Genomic DNA, 17,559 nt, shown 5'->3' with positions numbered 1-17,559 from the left:
TTTTATAAGATGATAAAGGGAGATAAAAGCGATATCCGCATTTATCTCCCTTTATCTTATAAATTCAAAAATTAAAATCAAACGTAATCAAATCAAGCCAATCAAGCCAATCAGTATAATCAGCGTAATCAGTGCTCCAAGACAATTTAAAAGCGCCGAAGGCGCTAAACAAACGACAAATGCGGGTACGTTGCCTTCAGCACCGCCTCGTCATCAGCGCCCAGCCAGTTGGATAGCAGCGTGGCGTACACGCTTTTGAAGTCAACCTGGTATTGCAGGTCCCCGTCTTTCAGGTTAAGCAGGTCTGGACCATCGTTGATAAGTCCGGGTTGCTTTAAACTGCCGCCCACCAGGAACATATTATTCGCGGTGCCATGATCAGTACCTCCACTGGCGTTCTGACTTACTCTTCTTCCAAATTCAGAGAAAGTCATTACTACCACATCTTCAAAACGATGATTCGCTTTCAGGTCATCTGTAAATACTGTTAACGCATCGCTCAGCTGGCCAAATAAACGGGCTTGCTGGTCCTGCTGGTTTACATGGGTATCAAAACTGCCATGCGACACATAATATACTTTGGTATTGATATCCGACATCACCAGGTTGGCAATGGTGCGCAGGTTCCTTCCCAGCTCTGTATTGGGATAGGGGGCAGAAGACTTATATGTTTTAAACTGTTGCTGGATATAGGCTGCGGAAGAAATGGTTTCACCCATCGTTTTGTACAGGTAATCCGCATTATTATGATGATCGTTATCTGTGGTATGCTGCTTTAAAAGCTCCGCAAAATATTTATCATTACTGGTGCCGTAAAGCCTTGCAGGGTCTGTCATGGCAAGGCCCTTGTCGCTGTCGCCTTTCAGCGCCAGGCTCAGGGTATCATCTATTTCCAGCGCCTGTGTTGGTTTATCGCATCCCTTGCATTGGGCGTCGAGATAACGGCCTATCCAGCCATCCGACCAGTACTCGTTCGACTGGCTCGCCGAATGCCAGATATCCATGGAGCGGAAATGCGAGCGGTCGGGGTTAGGATAGCCTACGTTATTGAGAATACCCAGTGCGCCGTCATCATACAGGGCCTTTAATCCTTTCAGCGCAGGGTGTATTCCCAGGTCGTCATTCAGGGAAAGGGCTGCTTCCTTTTTTATGCCCAGCGCCGGGCGCGCCTTATAATAAATATCGTTGCGATAGGGAATAACTGTATTCAATCCGTCGTTACCGCCGGATAGCTGGATGATCACCAGTACTTTGTTGCCCGGGGGCGCCAGATGCCCTCTTTCCAGGGCTTTCAGGAATTTCGGCATCATCACCGCGGCAGAAGCCAGTGAACCCACCTGTAAAAAACGACGCCTGTTGAGAATCAGCATAGCATAACTTTTAGCGGTTAGTAGTTAACACAATTGATATTCCGGTGTACTCATCACATCAATTGTTACCGTTTTAATATAGTTTTCCCGGCTGCTGCTATCAGCATATTTTTCCAGCAGCTGACGGCTTATATTGCCGGGCTGCTGTAACAAAACACCGGCAATTTCATCGGCGAGCCGCTCTCTTGGTACCTTTTCGTAACCGGCCACATAAGGGTCCCAGTTTATATTTGCGTTCACCTTCTTTGCGAATTGCCGCTTCAGGAAATCGTTGATCTGCAGCGTCATTTTATAGTTAGCGCCTTCGCCCATTTCAGGAGTCAGCTCTTTAGGCTTCACATTAAACGCCTGCGAGTATAATATCACCTGGGGCACACGTAGCCGGAACATCAGGCTGGAGCTGTCGATCCAGTTCCGCCCGCCAGGCCAGCCGGCAACATTGGGCGGATAAAAAAGCAACTGACCCAATACCCGCTGAAACAACAACATCACTTCTTCCTTTTCAAACGTCATGGGAATAGTTCTGCGGATGCCTGCCAGCAATTCCACGGGCGATTTTATCCGGTTGCCGATGATATCGGGACTGTAAAACCAGTCGGCCATAAATATTTCCCGCATCAGGGATTTGATGTTGTAACCCGACTGGTAAAACTTTTCCGACAGCGCGGTGATACGTGCTTCATCAGGGGTTTCAGACACAAAATACTGATATATTTTTGCGGTAATGAACCTGGCGGTATGCCGTTGCTCCAAAAGTATTTTCAGTACATCATCTCCATTAAAATTTCCCTGTTTGCCCAGGAAATTTTTCACGCCTTCGTCGTGCTGTTTTTGCCGGAAAACAAAAGCGCCTGTTTCATCAAAGCCCCATCCGGTAAAGGCTCTTGCCGCTTCTTTCACATCCTGTTCGGAATAATTGCCTCTTCCCATCGTGAACAGTTCCATCACTTCGCGGGCAAAATTTTCGTTGGGATGTTGTTTACGGTTCTGCTGATTATTAAGAAATTGCAGCATAGCCGGGCTTTTAGATACCGCACCGAGCAGATCTCCAAAATTGCCGAGTGCATTTTCACGCACTACCGACAACAACTGCTGATTAAATAATACATTTTGCGTACGGCAGGCGAAATGCCCATGCCAGAAAAGACTCATTTTTTCGCGGAGAGGATGCTCGCTCTGCACCATGGCATTTACCCAGGATACATTCAGGTCTTTAATGCCCTGGTCATTCATTTGCCGCACACTTTTCTTTTCCTCCGGCGTCATCGTTTTCTGCTTCCGGTAATCCGGAAGATCATCTGCGGCTACTACATCCACAGAAGTAACTGACGCTCTTGCAGGGCCGATAAGTATCTTATTCACAATTTTTTCCCGCCTTTTGCTTTCCCAGTGAGAGATCACGGGGAGGGTTTCTCCAAAGCCAGCGCGCCAGGCGAGATGTTGCATCTGAATTTTACGGGCAACTTCAGCCATAAGCATTAATTTATGATGAGACTATCAAATGCAGAACGGGTTTAACCAATGAAAGGCTTCTCACAGAAATAATTACCGGGAACGGTTGTTAACGGAACCTCCACACCTGGTAACTGCTTCCTTTCTCAAAAACACTTTCTTCCAATGGCAGGGTGAGAAAAGCATCTGCTTTAAGCAAACTGGCCAGATCGCCCGAACCCTGGTAGGGCTGCGGTATGGCCAGCAGCACGCCATTGGGTTGTGATTGCAGCTTTACCGGCAAATAATATTCCAGGGCTGCATCGAAAATAACTTTCTCCGATAGCTGTGCGTAACAAGGCTCCGGTAAGGCCGCTCCCATAGCGGATTGTATCCACGCGTGAATGTACCTGTAAAAACACATAAAGCCCGATACGGGGTTGCCGGGTAAGGCAAACACAACGGGACCGTCATTAAAAGTACCAAACAGGAACGGCTTGCCCGGCCGCTGCTGTACTTTGTGAAATACCTGTTGCATTCCCAGCTGTTGCAGCACAGCAGGCAGGTAGTCAAACATGCCTGCACTTACCGCACCGGAGCTGATCCAAATATCGGTTTCGTCCAGCAGTGGCTGGAGCTGGTCTTTCATGGCTGCTTCATCGTCCAGGAGGTGTACATAACGGGCAGGAACACCCATTTCTGCCAGTGAGGCCAACAGGCTGTATACATTGGAAATGCGCACCTGGTGGGGCTCTGGCGTTTCGTGTACCGCTACCAGTTCATCCCCTGTAGCAATGACCACCACCCGCGGAAGTTTGCTTACTTCTACTATGGTCTGGCCCACTGTGGCCAGCACACCGGCTTCAGCCGGGCCAATACGGGTACCGGGTTTAATCAGCACCGTGCCGGCATCCACATCTGAACCTTTTTTATGAATATTCTGTCCCTTCTTCACGGCGCCCTGAATAGTAAAACGCCGGAACCCTTCGTGTTCCGAAGGTGTAAGGTGTTCATACTGAACAACGGTATCTGTCATTTCCGGTAAAATGGCGCCGGTCATCACTTCTATACAATTGGCAGTATTGGAAAGCTGCAGCTGCGGAGTGCCTGCAGCCTGTACATCTTCCACGCCAAAAACATGCTGCCCGCGGGCAAAGCTGTCGTAGTTAACAGCAATACCGTCCATCGTTACACGGTCAAATGGCGGAAAGGGCCTGTCGGCCAGTACAGGCTCCCGCAAAATACGGCCGGCAGCGGATTCAAACGGTACCGTTTCAGTACCCAGGTCCCGCACAGTTTGCATCACAGCCTTAAATGCAGCAGCAACAGTCAACATCATTTTGAATTACTTTTGTATAAGGTGAACTTGTTTAAATTTATGCTTTTATGTCCAATGAATCAAGTAATGCTTTTTCACATCTGAACGAGAGCGGCCAGCCTGCAATGGTCGACATCAGCGGCAAACTGGATACTTATCGTATAGCCGTTGCCGAGAGCCGTGTTTACCTCCCGCAGGTGATACGCGACCAGTTCCAGGGACAGGACATCCAAACCCGCAAAGGTGGCGTGTTTCAAACCGCTATCATCGCCGGTATTATGGCCGCGAAAAAAACACCGGAACTCATCCCGCTTTGCCATACCTTACTGCTGGATGGTTGCGATGTAGCGATCCACCTGGAAGGAGAAGAAGCCATCATCCGCTGCACCGTAAAAACCAATGGTAAAACAGGCGTGGAAATGGAAGCCCTCACCGGCGCCAGCGTGGCGGCATTGACCATTTACGATATGTGCAAAGCACTTACCCAGGATATGATTATCAGGGAAACAAAACTTATCAGCAAAACAGGCGGCAAACATGACTATAACCGGTAATAAAGCGCCACTGAAAGGACTGGTGCTCTGCGGCGGCTTCAGCACCCGCATGCAGGAAGATAAAAGCAGCATTAACTATCATGGGATGCCTCAATGGCAATACCTGGTTACTTTACTGCAATCGTTGCTGCCGGAAGTATACATTTCCTGCCGTGGCGATCAGCAGGAACATTTTGCCGGCTACCCTAACCTGGTGCCGGATTCGGTGCCTTTTGGCGGGCCATCCGCCGGATTGCTGAGCGCACACGCGCTGCAACCGGAAGCAGCCTGGCTGGTGCTTGCCGTTGACCTGCCCCTGCTCAGTAAACAAAGCCTGGAACTGCTTATCACCCAACGTGACGTCACCAAAGCGGCTACCACTTTTGTGAGTCCGGTCAACGATTTGCCGGAACCACTCATTGCCATCTGGGAACCAGCTGGTTTAATTGCGCTGTTGGAAAATGTAACCGCCGGGAAAAACTGCCCGCGGAAAACCATGCTGAGTAACAGCATCGCCCTTTTTAAAAATCCATATGCAGTAGAACAATTTAATGCCAACACGCCGGAAGAAAAAGCGGAGGCGCTGAAAGACCTGGAGAAATAAGCAACGGGTTATCATTTACACAATTTCACCATCTGCAAAAAATTCCTTTTTCCAGATAGGCACTGTTTCTTTGAGGGTATCTATCGCAAATTCACAGGCGTCAAACGCTACACCACGGTGAGCAGAGGCCACCGCTATTACTACCGCAAGATCGCCGGGATACTTATCTCCAACGGCATGCAGCATGGCCAGGCGCTGTACATCCCATTTTTCCGCTACCTGCGCCGCTATTTTCTGCATTTCAGAAACAGCCATCGCCTCATAACATTCATAAAATAATTTTAATACCGGCCGTTGTTTAGTGTGATTACGCACGGTACCGGCAAAAATTACCTCCCCGCCGCATTCCGGCGCCTGGATGAAGGCCAGCGCTTCCTCCACGGTAATGGTATCTTTAATATCTATTAATATTTCCATCTCTTAAATACTAAAACTGAAAAACTATACTCAACCTCCGCTTACCGGCGGGATCACCGCAATTTCATCCTGGCCGCTTATCTCCTGTGTATCAGCAGCATACGTCCGGTTTACCGCTATCATCACGGAACGGAGCTGCTGCAACGACGGATATACCTCATACAACCAGGCTTTCAAAGTGGCTACATCTGTAATATGTTCCGGCTTTTCCAGTACCGGCACACCAGCAATATCCTTTGCTGCTCCAAACAATAATATGCCCATACATTGTAAATTGTTGGTTAAAACTACAATATAGCCCGATAAAGTAGTAATTTTAATACGGCAGAAATCAATTTTATGAAAATACGGTTAAGAGGCAACAGCATAAGATATCGTTTGGATAAAGCGGATGTGGAACTCCTGGAAACTACAGGAAAAGTGGAATCAATTACGCATATAGGCGCCGGTACCCTCCATTTCTGCCTCCGGGGAAAAGATATTTCCGACCCCATCATCAAAATGGAACACGATGGTGTACACCTGCTGCTCCCGCTTCCCCGTCTTGCTGCCTGGTACGTACCCGACCAGGTAGGTTTTGAACTGATACTGCCCAACGCCGATGGATCATCATTGACTATCCTGGTGGAGAAAGATTTTAAATGTCTTACAGACAGAAATGAGGACGAAAGCCAGTCATTCGATAATCCGATGGCGGGGAAAAACTGCTGATAAATGCTAACAGATGCACATCATCGTATCATAGACTACGTACGCTTGTCGGTAACAGACCGGTGTAACCTCCGTTGCACCTACTGTATGCCGGAAAATATGCATTTTGTGCAACGAAAGGCATTACTTACCGACGATGAAATTTTACGGCTGCTGCAAACCCTCGCAACGGCCGGTATCTCTAAAATAAGGATCACCGGCGGTGAACCCTTTCTCCGGCCGGGCCTGATGACCCTCCTGGAAAAAATAAAAGCCATTCCAGGTATCAGCGAAATAGCTATCACCACAAATGGCGTCTTAACACAGGCATATATCCCTGCTTTGCAGCAACTTGGCATCACGCATATCAACCTGAGCCTGGATACGCTGCAGGCCGACCGCTTCCTGCAAATCACCCGGCGCAACCGGTTTTCCGCAGTAATGGACACCCTGCAAAGCCTGCTGCAACACAACATGCAGGTGAAGATCAACGCCGTGGTAATGGAAAACGTGAATACCGATGAACTCAATGCCTTCACCGCACTTACACGTGATAATGCACTGTCCGTAAGGTTTATAGAAGAAATGCCCTTTAACGGGCAGGGACATACGTTTTCAGGTATCGTATGGAACTATCATAAAATTTTGTCTGTAATAGGCGAGAATTATACGCTGCAAAAAATAGCGGATGCACCACATTCCACTTCTCTCAATTATCACATCCCCGGCCATAAAGGCAATATCGGTGTAATTTCCGCTTATAGCCGCACTTTTTGCGGCACCTGTAACCGTCTTCGTATATCCGCTACCGGTAGTATGAAAACATGTTTGTATGGCAACGATGTGTTAAACGTAAAAGAGATGATGAGAGATGAACTGCAGCAACACCTTCTGCTGCCGGCCATACAATCAGCCATCCATGCACGTTTTGCCAATGGCTTCGAAGCAGAACAGCATCATACCGAAAAAAATATGGAAAGCATGTCGGTAATAGGTGGTTAACTATTTACTTCAGCAACATCTGCACACCCGCATACAGGATCAGCAACGCCGTAGCACCAGCCACCCACCTGGGATTCAACACTCTCGCACTCAGCCGCGCACCAATTTGTCCGCCGGCAATAACCGCCAGCAGCAAAGGCCCTGCAAACTTCACATCAAACACAATGGCATGCTTTGCCGCCTGACCGCATAAACCGGCAATAGAATTTACGAGAATAAAAAAACTGCTCAACCCCGCAATATTCTTGGTGGTGTCGTATTTGCCCAAACGCAGCACGGGCGAAAGATAGATGCCGCCGCCGATTCCCGTCATACCGGAGAGCAACCCAATACCGCCACCAATAATCCCATACGCCACGCCATTCCCTTTATTAGCTGGGATAATCGGCTCTTCTTTCTCAAAAAACAAACGGTAGCACATCAGCACCGCCGCCAGCGTAAGCGCAAGTCCCAGCAACAGGAAAAAGGTAGCCTGCTTCATAGGTAAGTAACTACCCGCAAAAGCCAGCGGCACGCTTACCAGCGACAACTGCCACGCTTTTTTTAAAGGCAGGTGGCCGCTTTTGTAAAAATGATAAACGCCGCCGGTCACCACTGCTACATTACACAGCAAAGCAGTAGACTTCATCAGCTGAAAATCTACTGCCCAGAAAGGCAACGACAAAATAGCCAGGTAGCTGGAACCGCCGCCAAAACCTGCAGCAGAGTAGGCCAATGCCACTATAAAAAAGAGGATACAAAGTTCAGGGATCACGGTTAATAGGTTTGCATCTGGTGATCAATAACACTGGCCCAGGCATGAATACCGCCTTCCACATTGTATATACGGTTAAAGCCCAGTTCAGTTAAACGTTGTGCCACAGCGCGACTTCGCATGCCGTGATGACAAAGCACCGCTACCGGCACATCATCAGGGATAGCAGACATCTGCTGTAATACGCGCCCCATCGGGATATGCACGGATTGCGGAATATGGCAGATCTCCCACTCATCATCTTCCCGCACATCCAGCAGCATAAAACGGGTATCCCGCTGCAACCAGTCGTTTAATTGCTGCACAGATAAAGATTGTACCCCTTCCAGTTCACAAACTGTTTGCTGGTAGTTTGCCTGCAGGGCCGTGATTTGACCGTTGGCTGCTACCGGGGTGATATTAAAGGTAAGATGGGTATTGTTCAGGGTATCAATGGTCATCAGTTGATTGCGCAGCGGTGTGCCGATACCGGTAATTACTTTCACTGTTTCATTGGCCATATAACAGCCGATGATACCTGGCAAAACGCCCAGCACGCCTATGTCGTTGCAGTTCAGCATTTCGCCGCTTTCCGGCGCCTCCGGGAAAATACAGCGATAGGTAGCGCCCTCCTGGTAGTTAAATACGCTCAGTTGGCCTTCGTATTTATAGATGGCGCCGTATACCAGTGGTTTGCCGGTAATTACACAGGCGTCGTTCACCAGGTAGCGGGTGCCGAAATTATCTGAACCATCCACAATGACGTCGTATTCCCGGAAAAGCGCCAATGCATTATCTGTAGTGAGCCAGGTGTCATGTATCACGTGGGTTATCTCCGGGTTCAGCTGCTGCAGCCGTTTTACGGCCTGTTCTACCTTGGATTTCCCCTGGTCGGCAGTAGTATATAATACCTGTCGTTGCAGGTTGGTGATGGAAACAACATCATGCTCCACAATGCCTATTTTCCCGATTCCCATGGAGGTAAGATATTGCAACACGGGTACACCGAGGCCGCCGGCGCCGATTACCAGCACTTTTGCCTGTTGCAGTAATGCCTGTTTTGCGGAGCCAAATCCTTCCAGTCTTGTTTGCCTGTCATATCTGTCCATACTGCTTCATTTAGACACTAAAATTAATTGTATTCGGAGAAATTTTCCAGGTGTTTTTCGGGAGAAGGATTCCTACACCTCCGGGGTGTTGCGGGCAGCTTGTCAGCGTTTTAACTCCAGGTACATGGTTACCAGGTCTACATAACTGCCGTCTTTCTGCATAATGCCATTGGGCAGGCGGCCACATTCCATGAAGCCGAAATTGCGGTACAGCTGCATGGCCTTTTCATTGGTGGAAAAAACATGCAGGTAAATCAGGCGCAGTGCGGGGCGCGATTCAGTCCACCGCAGCATGGCGGTGAGCAGGCGCCGGCCAATACCCATATTGTTCCATTGCTTTTCCACGGCAATGCCTATCTCCGCGGTATGCGCTTTTTTATGCAAACCGGTGTGGTTTACGTTGATAGAGCCAATGATCTGGTCCTTTACAACGGCTACCAGCAGGAGCTGGTTGGGATTATCGGTGTAAGACTGGATATAATCCTCTTCAGACGCAATGTCCAGCTCCATGGATTCACTGCGGGTAAAGAGCAGGTAATCCGTTTCCCGGGTCAGGCGCTGGAAACTGGCCAGCAACGCTGTTGCATCATTATGTTCGGGAGGGCGAATGATGAGTTCGTCGCCGGTGGGCAGGAAATGTTTCATAATAGAATACCGGGTGGAAATTACGAATTCCAAACGACGAATGACGGATTTCAGGCAATTGTTAGCGGGCATTACTCCGTTTACAATCTCCCTGCGAATCCGTCATCCGTTAAAGATTATCCGTAATGGCTTATATCTTGTGGCTGCCGAAATAGGTTTGCAGCACGGTTGGTATCTGTATGCCTTCCGCGGTTTGGTTGTTTTCCAGCAGGCAGGCCATGATACGCGGCAATGCCAGGGAACTTCCGTTCAAAGAGTGCAGCAGCTGCGGCTTACCATTGTTTTCCTTGAACCGTATTTTCATGCGGTGGGTTTGGTAAGCTTCAAAGTTGCTCACAGAGCTTACTTCCAGCCATTTCTGCTGGGCAGCGCTGTATACTTCGAAATCGTAGGTAATAGCAGAAGTAAAGCCCATATCACCGGCGCATAAACGAAGAATGCGGTAAGGCAGCTCCAGCTGGTTCAGCAACGCTTCTACGTGCGCTACCATTTCATCCAGTGCCTCATAAGATTTATCGGGATGTACCAGTTGCACAATTTCTACTTTATCAAACTGGTGAACACGGTTCAAACCACGTACATCTTTACCATAGGAACCGGCTTCACGGCGGAAACAAGGCGTATACGCAGTCATCTTCACCGGCAGGTCGGTATCTTTTATGATCTCATCGCGGTAAATATTGGTCACCGGTACTTCTGCAGTGGGAATGAGATAATAGTTATCCGCCGTTGCATGATACATCTGGCCTTCTTTATCCGGCAGCTGGCCGGTGCCATAGGCAGATGCTTCGTTCACCAGGTATGGCGGCGCATATTCAGTATAGCCGTTGAGGGTATTATAATCCAGGAAGTATTGGATCAGCGCGCGTTGTAAGCGGGCGCCCCTGTTTTTGAAGACAGGAAAACCACTGCCGGTAATTTTGTTACCCAGCTCAAAGTCAATGAGGTCGTACTGTTTGGCCAGGTCCCAGTGTGGAACGGCGCCTGCATACAGGTCAGGAATTTTTCCACCCTTGCGGATTTCCACGTTTTCTTCCGGCGTTTTACCGGCGGGCACCATCGCAGCGGGCAGGTTAGGAAGTTTCACCAGGGCATCCTGCAATGCTTTTTCGGTGGCATTCAGCTCTTCATTCACAGGGCCGAGGCGGTCTTTCAAAGCCGCTACAGCAGCACGTTGCGCTTCTCCTTCTTCCTTTTTCCCCTGGGCCATCAGTTTACCGATTTCTTTGGATAAACTGTTCACCTGGGCCTGTGTTTCATCGTATTCGAGGGTTAACTTCTTGCGCTTGTCATCCAGCGCCAGCACTTCTTCTACTACTTCCAGCTCCTTGAAATTCTTAAATGCCAGGCGCTCCAATACCAACTCTTTATTTTGACGTATAAACGGTACTTGTAACATGTTGTATGATCAAATTTTAGCAAATATATTAAAATAGCTTAACTCAGGTACTTCCCTACAATGGGCACTCTGCGGCCTACACCAAAGGCTTTGGAGGATACCCGTATAATAGGGCAGAATTGATTTCTCTTGTATTCATTGGTATTCACCATCTTTAAGGCCCGCGAAACCAATGCAGCATCGAAGCCCTGAGCAACTATTTCGCGCGGTCCCTGACGGCGCTCTATGTACTGATAAAGTATCCTGTCGAGGATCGCATAGTCCGGTAAACTGTCGCTGTCCTTCTGATCCGGCCGTAGCTCCGCAGAAGGCGCTTTGTCAATAATATTGGCCGGTATGATCTCTTTCTCCCGGTTAATATATCTTGCCAGTGAATATACCTGCATCTTATACACATCTCCCAAAACGCTCAATCCGCCCGCCATATCTCCATATAACGTACCATAACCGGTAGACAGCTCACTCTTATTGGATGTGTTCAGCAGGATATAACCAAACTTGTTGGATAAGCCCATCAGCAGGTTACCCCGTATGCGCGACTGCATATTTTCTTCTGCCACATTAAATGGCAATCCTTTGAAATAAGGCTCCAGCGTGGTTAAAAACGTTTCGTAAATATTGTTGATACGGATAACATCATGCGGGTTATCCAGGTTTTCGGATAGCGCCACGGCATCATCTACAGAATGACTGGTAGAGTAGGGAGAAGGCATCAGGATAGCCCGCACATTTTCCTTACCCAACGCATCGCAGGCAATAGCCAGTGTAACGGCACTGTCGATTCCGCCTGAAGAGCCGAGGATAGCCTTTGTAAAGCCCATCTTACCAAAATAATCTTTAATTCCCAACACCAGGGCATCATAGATGCGATCAATATTATGGTCAAACACCAGCTCGGTGAGCGGTGTAAAATCAACAGGTTTCACCGGTGGCAAATGGCTGCCAACCAGCATTTCCAACTCCATGCCGCCCATCGCTTCTTCAAAGTAAGGCAGCTCTTTCACTACATTACCCTGCGCATCATAAATAAGGGAGCCTCCGTCAAATACAATTTCCGTTTGGGAACCCACGGTATTGCAGTAATACATCGGGATCTTATACTTCAATACATTGGCGAGAATAATTTCTTTGCGGTCTTCATCATGATCATAATCAAACGGAGAAGCGGAGAGGTTAATCATCACATCCGGCTCCTGTGCAATCAGCTGGTCCATCGGGCAAACACGGTACAGGGGATTATCTCCCAGGTTCCAGATATCTTCACAAATGGTAACAGCCAGCTTTTTGCCTTTAAACGGGATGATATTCCATTCAATAGACGGTTCAAAATAACGGTATTCATCAAACACATCATAGGTAGGCAACAGCGTTTTATGCACCACCTGTTTTACTTCGCCTTCATATAAAAACCAGGCGGCGTTAAACAGGTCTTTGCCCTCCCGTTGCGGGTTGCGGGCCGGACCGCCCACCAGCACGGCAATATCTTTGGTATGCGCTTTTATAACATCTATCGCATGATAGCATTGTGCAATAAAATCTTCAAATTCAAGAAAATCACGCGGAGGGTAACCACATACACATAACTCGGAAAACACTACCAGGTCGGCGCCTTGTGCCTTTGCCGCATGGATGCCGTCGATGATCTTTGCCGTATTCTTTTCAAAATTGCCAATATGATAATTCTGCTGTGCCAGTATAATATTCATGGTAAAAATATTCAATTAAAAAAGAGGGAAAACTAGAAAAATACACCAAGCCGGAGAGCAAAGCTATTCATATTCACCCTTCCGTCGTCCCATTTGCCGTTACGGGTTACGTCCACAAAACCGTTCTGGTAGGTAATGCCTGCCATACCAGTAAGATTGGCGCCCAGCGGATATTCTATGCCCGCTCCTAATAACATGCCTATGTTGATACGGTTCATTTGGGGTAAGATATTCACCTTATCATAGGTTTGCCCCATCGACACTACATCTGCGCGGCCGGTGATAGGAAAATCCAGGTAGGTGCCAAACTGTCCCCAGAAACCGATACCACCTTCATCCGGCAAGGTTTTCAGCTTCAATGCCAGCGGTATTTCTATATAGGAAAGCTTCATATTATACTCAGCAGGATTGGCTTTATAATCGCCTAAACCCTTACCTGCATCATATTTCAGCTTGCTGCCGGCCAGTAATACCTGGAACCCCGACGAAAACGCATAAGTACCTTGTTCGTTCAGCTTAAAATCGGCCATCAGTCCGAAGTTCAGGCCAACTTTGGCACTGTTCCTGTTTACGCCCGATTCCTGTGGCTTCAGGATGGAAACCATCGGGCTCACTGTAAATCCAAGCTTTACTTTTTCCCTGAAAGAATTACCGCCATATTGCGCCATACCTGCTTTCGCCACTCCCATTATCGCCAGTAAAAAGATGATCTTCTTCATAGATGATGCTAATTCGTAATTTTTTATAATACAAGGTAAATAATAATTTTACCTTAGATGAGTTTTAAGAATGATGCAAAGTTACATTAATAAATATACCCTGCTGATAAGTTGCGTGGCAGCCCTGCTGGGTACCGCAGCCTGTAATTCCGGTAATAAAGCGCCGGACGTTAGTCATATAGCCATGAACGTTAGTTTATCGCGTTTCGACTCCGCCCTGTTTACTATTGATACCAATAATATACAACCCGGACTGGCAAAGCTGCATGAAGCATACCCGGTATTCCTGCCCCTGTATATTACGGATATCCTTAACCTGGGCGCGTATTCCGACAGCAACGCAGCGGTACAGCAACAACTGCACCTGTTTTTAACCACACCCGATTTCCGCCAGCTGGAAAAAGCAGTATCTGCCAAATACGGCAGTCATTCCACACTGAAACCAGAACTGGAACAGTGTTTCCGCTATATCAAATACTATATACCTTCTTTCCGTCCGCCCAGAGTAGTCACTTTTATTTCGGGTATCGCCAACTATGGCGCTATTACAGTAGATTCTATCCTGGGCATTGGTTTGGATATGTACATGGGAGAAGATTTTCCACCCTATGCACAGATCCCCGATTACCCGGATTATATGGTGCACCGGTTTGCCCCTCAATACATTACCACCAACTGTATGCAGGTAATCCAGCAACAGTTGTATCCCCCTGCGCGTAAAAACGGGAACCTGCTGGAACAGATGATGGAGGCCGGTAAGCAACAATATTTCCTGGACAAAGTATTACCGGAAACACCGGATACTATCAAGCTGGGATATACGAAAAGCCAGCTGGACTGGTGCCGGGAAAACGAGCGCATGATCTGGCAGTTTTTTGTGCAGAATAACCTGGTATATTCCAGCGACTGGCAGCAGATCAATCATTTTATTGGCGATGGCCCGTCTACACAGGGTATGCCCGAGGGCGCCCCAGGCAAAATTGCCAATTTTGTGGGCTGGCAGATCATAAAAAAGTATATGAGTGAACACAAGGATGTGACCTTGCAGCAATTAATGGAGTCAAAAGAAGTGACGGAGATCTTCAAAGCCTCGAAATACAGGCCCTGAGAAAGGATTACAGGCTAAACGAAAACGGGTATTAATTCAGTTTAAAGGGAACGACCATCTGGAACTCAGGAATTTTCACTTCCAGTATTTTCTTGTCCAGCTGGTTTTCCATTTGATAAGTACCGTACATCTTGCCGATCTCAGTCCGTAAATTGGATCCCGAGACGTACTGATAAGTTTCACCTGGCGCCAGCAGTGGTTGAACACCTACAACACCTTCTCCTTCTACTTCACGGTGTGTGCCATTGGAATCAATAATGTACCAGTGACGGCGAAGCAGTTTGATAGGGAAAATGTTGTTGTTCTCAATGGTAATACGGTAAGCAAACATGAATTCGCTTCCAATAGGATTTGAATAATCCGGCTGGTAGAATGTTTCCACGCTGATGGTGATGCCCTCTGTTACCTTCTTAACCATAAAATCAACCTTTAACGTAAAAATAAGAAAAATAAAACCAGTGGCTGGAAATTTTCTGACTTTAACGATTCTTTAGACTATTTCAATATCATCCAGTATAGCAGGATCTTCCTCTGAAGCCCTGGCGGCCACCTCTAAAGCGTTATTATAGTAGCCCCTCCGCAGGTATTCGGACAAATATCTCCATAAAAATCCAAAAAAGCCCAGATGCTGGTATTGTTTGATATGACAAGCTTCATGCCGCATCCAGGCTGTATCCGCTAAAAAGCGTTCCCGGGACGCCCCATGCAAGTGGATAGTGCGTCCCAGGACCATGGCTACAGACTGCACCCGCATGAAGCGGGCGGCTGTTTTGGCTAACCATGAATTTTCACGTATGCGGCATTTTATTTTTTCCAATCTTTCTTCCCGAATAACGTAAATCTACGGGAAATATTGAAACCCCAACGGAATTGGCCCTGTAACCAGGAAGTAGTGGTTTCAGGAATAAACTGACTTTCCTGTATGGCAGTGGAGTTGGTGAAAGTAATGCTGAATACGTGACCACCGGTTTCTATTTCCAGTCCGACGGCCAGTGGGTTGTAAAAAGAGATGCCCTTCGCAGATTTGAAATAGTCTTTGCTTTCCTGGGAACGGAACGGATAATAGTATTCTGCCAGAAGTCCCATCCTTTTGCTGAGCTTCAGCCTGCCGGCCGCTCCCAGGGCAAACATATTATTCATGTCCATGTATGCCACGTGATTACGGTGCACATAAGTAGGCGACAGGGTAAGTGATAACTTGTCGCCAAATTTCCTAGATACAATAGCCTGGGCCACATACATGAGCCGGTCGGCCCCGTCTTCAAAATAAGCCGCCGAGGTTTTATCCGTGGCAGAAGGCATCCCGCTGATAACGGCGTTACCAAATACGGCCAGCGATAACGGGATATGGTTATCAGTTGTTTGCTGTAAAAAACGGTACTTCACCAGTCCTTCGTACAACTGCTGCAAATCCCCGCTGCCCTTAGTCCGGCTGATACCCACCATGAGGTCGTCGCTCACCCCATATTCAAAAGCAATGCGGATATCGGTTGAATTATCTGTACCGAAAAACGTTTTGGTCCCGCCAAACTCACCACCGGCATCGCCAAAACGGTGGGTAACACGGAAATCCAGTTCGTGCTTGCGCAGCATTTCGGTCGACTGCCCCTGTACAATGCGGGTACTTTTATAGGTATCCCGCACTTTGGTATGACCGGTGGCCGTAGAATCAAAAAGCTTGTCGAGGCTCTGTGCATGCGCACATACAGAGAGCACACAGCATAATAAGATGGTTGATATATACTTCATGGATTGAATGTTGTTATTTACTGTAAGGTGTATAAACTGCATTAACCGTAACGGCTACTACTTCTGCTACATTTTGCACTACCAGGGAAGGTATCTTGATACCGTGATCGGCTACACGAACATTAAAGGTGGATACAGCGGTAAGCGTTGTGCCCTGTGCAGTAATAGTGCCTTTGGCGGTGTAGCTCTTTTCTACCCCGTGAATATTCAGTGTGCCCGTAATCGTTACCGGGTAAGTGCCGTCTTTGCTGAATTCCGGTGATTCATTGATCTTTCCCTTGAATTCTGCAAACGGGTATTTATCACTTTCGAGGTAATTTTCGTTAAAATGCTCCTGCATCAGCTTTTTTTTAAACTGGAAAGAACTGATAGGTACTTTAAAAAAAACTTCCTTCGTTTTTGTGTTAAGTGCAGAAGCGCCTTTATCTGTTTTAGCTTCTATATCCTCCAATGGAGAAGACGAAAAAAATGATAAACGGGTATTTTTGCAGGAGTAAACATCCTGTGCAGATGCAGTAACAACCGGTAGCAGGGCAACTGCAAAAAGCAATAAGTATTTCATGTTTATCTTTTTTAGGTTATTGATCCGGAAGTCCTTTTGCGATCCAGCAGGCGATAGAGTCTTTTAAACCCTGGCTGAGTGCAGGAAAAGACATTGATTGTGGCATATCTGCCTGTGGACCGGTTACACGGGCCTCAAAAACAGTACGGTTGGCATTAATAAATGTTTTCAGTTTTGCAGCGGTGGAAAAATCTGCCAGAGCGGGCGAGTTGCCGCCCGGATGACAGCCACGGCTGGTACAGTTAGCTTGTATGATCGCAAAAACGGTGGCTGTTGTGATATGGGCTGCATCACAGTCTACCCCGCCACTTACCGGCGCAGGGGCCTGTTCATTTTTACAGGCAGCCAGCAGCAGGCATGCCATTAAAAAAAGCTTGTTCCTTGTCATTGGTCTTTCAAATTTGATTGTAGATAGTAAGTACGGGATGATGAGAGAATTGGTTGCTTCACAGGCAGATAAAATT

General features: G+C 47.6%; 21 protein-coding genes. 5 read left to right on the top strand and 16 right to left on the bottom strand.

Features of this window, described 5'->3' with window-relative positions:
- Positions 1-164: 164 nt before the first annotated feature.
- From QFZ51_RS05845 to QFZ51_RS05835, 3 genes are all read right to left on the bottom strand, one after another.
- The gene (locus QFZ51_RS05845) at positions 165-1,370 is read right to left on the bottom strand and encodes a DUF1501 domain-containing protein (protein WP_429044098.1); all 1,206 of its coding nucleotides are present in this window, start codon (positions 1,368-1,370) and stop codon (positions 165-167) included.
- A 24-nt stretch (positions 1,371-1,394) separates the two neighbouring features.
- A complete protein-coding gene (locus QFZ51_RS05840) occupies positions 1,395-2,843 on the bottom strand; it encodes a DUF1800 domain-containing protein (protein ID WP_429044095.1) in 1,449 nt (482 codons plus the stop codon).
- 88 nt (positions 2,844-2,931) lie between these two features.
- Positions 2,932-4,140: a molybdopterin molybdotransferase MoeA gene (locus QFZ51_RS05835; RefSeq protein WP_429044092.1), complete on the bottom strand. Its 1,209-nt coding sequence runs from the start codon at positions 4,138-4,140 to the stop codon at positions 2,932-2,934.
- A gap of 47 nt (positions 4,141-4,187) precedes the next feature.
- Here QFZ51_RS05835 and moaC point away from each other — a divergent pair, with 47 nt between their 5' ends.
- Together moaC and QFZ51_RS05825 are read left to right on the top strand one after the other, a co-directional pair.
- Entirely contained in the window at positions 4,188-4,673 is a 486-nt protein-coding gene (moaC, locus tag QFZ51_RS05830; RefSeq protein WP_429044089.1) for a cyclic pyranopterin monophosphate synthase MoaC, read from the top strand.
- Positions 4,657-5,256 carry an NTP transferase domain-containing protein gene (locus tag QFZ51_RS05825; RefSeq protein ID WP_429044086.1) on the top strand — a complete coding sequence of 200 codons (600 nt, stop codon included), beginning with the start codon at positions 4,657-4,659 and terminating at the stop codon, positions 5,254-5,256. The genes moaC and QFZ51_RS05825 overlap by 17 nt, the downstream gene beginning before the upstream one ends.
- 15 nt (positions 5,257-5,271) lie before the next feature.
- Here the strand turns inward: QFZ51_RS05825 and QFZ51_RS05820 are convergent, their stop codons facing one another.
- The gene (locus QFZ51_RS05820) at positions 5,272-5,673 is read right to left on the bottom strand and encodes a molybdenum cofactor biosynthesis protein MoaE (protein WP_429044083.1); all 402 of its coding nucleotides are present in this window, start codon (positions 5,671-5,673) and stop codon (positions 5,272-5,274) included.
- Positions 5,674-5,703: 30 nt separating this feature from the next.
- The gene (gene moaD, locus QFZ51_RS05815; RefSeq protein WP_370911160.1) at positions 5,704-5,937 is read right to left on the bottom strand and encodes a molybdopterin converting factor subunit 1; all 234 of its coding nucleotides are present in this window, start codon (positions 5,935-5,937) and stop codon (positions 5,704-5,706) included.
- Positions 5,938-6,012: 75 nt separating this feature from the next.
- Here moaD and QFZ51_RS05810 point away from each other — a divergent pair, with 75 nt between their 5' ends.
- Positions 6,013-6,384, top strand: a complete 372-nt coding sequence (locus QFZ51_RS05810) for a DUF7009 family protein (RefSeq protein ID WP_429044079.1) — start codon at positions 6,013-6,015, stop codon at positions 6,382-6,384.
- A gap of 3 nt (positions 6,385-6,387) precedes the next feature.
- On the top strand, positions 6,388-7,365 hold the full coding sequence (gene moaA, locus QFZ51_RS05805) for a GTP 3',8-cyclase MoaA (protein ID WP_429044076.1): 978 nt from the start codon (positions 6,388-6,390) through the stop codon (positions 7,363-7,365).
- A gap of 4 nt (positions 7,366-7,369) precedes the next feature.
- Here moaA and QFZ51_RS05800 read toward each other — a convergent pair whose 3' ends face one another.
- The 6 genes from QFZ51_RS05800 to QFZ51_RS05775 form a co-directional block, all read right to left on the bottom strand.
- On the bottom strand, positions 7,370-8,119 hold the full coding sequence (locus tag QFZ51_RS05800; RefSeq protein ID WP_429044073.1) for a sulfite exporter TauE/SafE family protein: 750 nt from the start codon (positions 8,117-8,119) through the stop codon (positions 7,370-7,372).
- Between the two features lie 2 nt (positions 8,120-8,121).
- Positions 8,122-9,207 (bottom strand): ThiF family adenylyltransferase, encoded by a 1,086-nt coding sequence (locus QFZ51_RS05795; protein ID WP_429044071.1) that lies wholly within the window; start codon positions 9,205-9,207, stop codon positions 8,122-8,124.
- 102 nt (positions 9,208-9,309) lie between these two features.
- The gene (locus QFZ51_RS05790) at positions 9,310-9,852 is read right to left on the bottom strand and encodes an N-acetyltransferase family protein (RefSeq protein ID WP_429044068.1); all 543 of its coding nucleotides are present in this window, start codon (positions 9,850-9,852) and stop codon (positions 9,310-9,312) included.
- 130 nt (positions 9,853-9,982) lie between these two features.
- Entirely contained in the window at positions 9,983-11,251 is a 1,269-nt protein-coding gene (gene serS, locus QFZ51_RS05785; protein WP_370911166.1) for a serine--tRNA ligase, read from the bottom strand.
- Positions 11,252-11,289: 38 nt separating this feature from the next.
- Positions 11,290-12,957, bottom strand: a complete 1,668-nt coding sequence (locus QFZ51_RS05780; protein ID WP_429044065.1) for an NAD+ synthase — start codon at positions 12,955-12,957, stop codon at positions 11,290-11,292.
- A 32-nt stretch (positions 12,958-12,989) separates the two neighbouring features.
- Positions 12,990-13,676, bottom strand: coding sequence for a porin family protein (locus QFZ51_RS05775; protein WP_429044062.1), 687 nt, complete (start codon positions 13,674-13,676; stop codon positions 12,990-12,992).
- A gap of 70 nt (positions 13,677-13,746) precedes the next feature.
- On the opposite strand from QFZ51_RS05775, the gene QFZ51_RS05770 reads away from it, so the two are divergent.
- On the top strand, positions 13,747-14,784 hold the full coding sequence (locus QFZ51_RS05770) for a hypothetical protein (protein WP_429044061.1): 1,038 nt from the start codon (positions 13,747-13,749) through the stop codon (positions 14,782-14,784).
- A gap of 31 nt (positions 14,785-14,815) precedes the next feature.
- On the opposite strand, the gene apaG is transcribed toward QFZ51_RS05770, so the two are convergent.
- From apaG to QFZ51_RS05745, 5 genes are all read right to left on the bottom strand, one after another.
- Positions 14,816-15,202, bottom strand: coding sequence for a Co2+/Mg2+ efflux protein ApaG (gene apaG / locus QFZ51_RS05765; RefSeq protein ID WP_079469727.1), 387 nt, complete (start codon positions 15,200-15,202; stop codon positions 14,816-14,818).
- A gap of 72 nt (positions 15,203-15,274) precedes the next feature.
- Positions 15,275-15,538: a DUF4157 domain-containing protein gene (locus QFZ51_RS05760; protein ID WP_429044057.1), complete on the bottom strand. Its 264-nt coding sequence runs from the start codon at positions 15,536-15,538 to the stop codon at positions 15,275-15,277.
- A gap of 50 nt (positions 15,539-15,588) precedes the next feature.
- On the bottom strand, positions 15,589-16,533 hold the full coding sequence (locus tag QFZ51_RS05755) for a DUF5777 family beta-barrel protein (protein WP_429044056.1): 945 nt from the start codon (positions 16,531-16,533) through the stop codon (positions 15,589-15,591).
- Positions 16,534-16,546: 13 nt separating this feature from the next.
- Entirely contained in the window at positions 16,547-17,095 is a 549-nt protein-coding gene (locus QFZ51_RS05750; protein WP_429044054.1) for a YceI family protein, read from the bottom strand.
- 16 nt (positions 17,096-17,111) lie between these two features.
- Complete coding sequence (locus QFZ51_RS05745; RefSeq protein WP_370911173.1) at positions 17,112-17,483, bottom strand: hypothetical protein; 372 nt, start codon at positions 17,481-17,483, stop codon at positions 17,112-17,114.
- Positions 17,484-17,559 lie beyond the last annotated feature (76 nt).

Origin of the sequence: Chitinophaga sp. W3I9, assembly GCF_050434025.1 — a bacterium.
GTDB lineage: Bacteria > Bacteroidota > Bacteroidia > Chitinophagales > Chitinophagaceae > Chitinophaga.
Note: the sequence above shows the minus strand (reverse complement) of the source record. Positions and strands in the feature narration are given on the sequence as shown.